Here is an 862-nt window from a genome sequence, read left to right as displayed (position 1 = left end):
CTGAACTTTGTGCAAGGTATGAAAGCTAAGCCTTCAGAAATAAGAATTGTTCATGGTGACGATGATGCGAAAATGGCTTTAAAGCAGGCGCTACGGGAATTATTGGGGGAAGAGGTAGGTTTAAGTATTCCTTAAAGAGTAACGTAGCCATAGAAAAGGTATTAAAAAACAAGCTATTCGCTAAGAAGTGCAGAACAGAGCAGGCTGATATAATCTTTCACATTATAGTATTTTTGCTTTGCAAGTACGGCTTCTAACTTTTTCCAATCAAGGTTAAGGTCGTCATGAATGATGGCGTTTCGCATGCCTATTGCGCCGCGCATTTCATTTATTTCAGGAGTGGTAATGGCGAGTTGTTCGTAGATTCTTTCAATGCTAGCTCGGGCTTCCGAAGGAACAGGTTTAGATATCTTCTTGAGATAGTGCTTTGAGCAGCCAATAGCAGCCTCGATAGGAACCTGTAGATTCCTTTCTACAGCGCTACGTTCGTTAAATGTTAAGGGGCGTTTCTGAATGGTGCAGGCCAACTCATCCAAACCAGCCAAGTGCTGAGCGACTTGTTCTTTGATGGCAAATACATAGGCTTGGTATGTCGACATAGTAAATTCTCTGGAACGCCGTTTAAGGATAATGTTGCTGGTGTTCATGGGCATATTCACTCCATAATGACCATATTCGCTGTTCTTCGCTATGAAGGCGCAAGTCATTGCCAATGTAGAGCGGAGTGCCGAGATCAATAATGTTGTAAGCCAATGGCACGGGCACTGAGTTAATATCAACGATTGATATATTCTGGTCTAGATTATTTGACCATTGATACTCAAGGTCTTGAATGAATTTGTCTGCTTGATTACATTCCTTA

General features: G+C 41.8%; 3 protein-coding genes. 1 reads left to right on the top strand and 2 read right to left on the bottom strand.

Going from position 1 to position 862, the window contains the following annotated elements; translation table 11 throughout:
- Positions 1-9: 9 nt before the first annotated feature.
- Positions 10-135 (top strand): MBL fold metallo-hydrolase RNA specificity domain-containing protein, encoded by a 126-nt coding sequence (locus A3756_RS29115; protein WP_368664554.1) that lies wholly within the window; start codon positions 10-12, stop codon positions 133-135.
- 38 nt (positions 136-173) lie between these two features.
- Here A3756_RS29115 and A3756_RS00785 read toward each other — a convergent pair whose 3' ends face one another.
- Together A3756_RS00785 and A3756_RS26955 are read right to left on the bottom strand one after the other, a co-directional pair.
- Positions 174-599 (bottom strand): DUF86 domain-containing protein, encoded by a 426-nt coding sequence (locus A3756_RS00785; protein WP_068552655.1) that lies wholly within the window; start codon positions 597-599, stop codon positions 174-176.
- A 22-nt stretch (positions 600-621) separates the two neighbouring features.
- Positions 622-862, bottom strand: a 241-nt coding sequence (locus A3756_RS26955) for a hypothetical protein (protein ID WP_197481076.1), incomplete at its 5' end; no start/stop codon positions are given.

This window comes from Oleiphilus sp. HI0086 (assembly GCF_001635225.1).
This window is presented reverse-complemented; position numbering and strand designations above follow the sequence as displayed.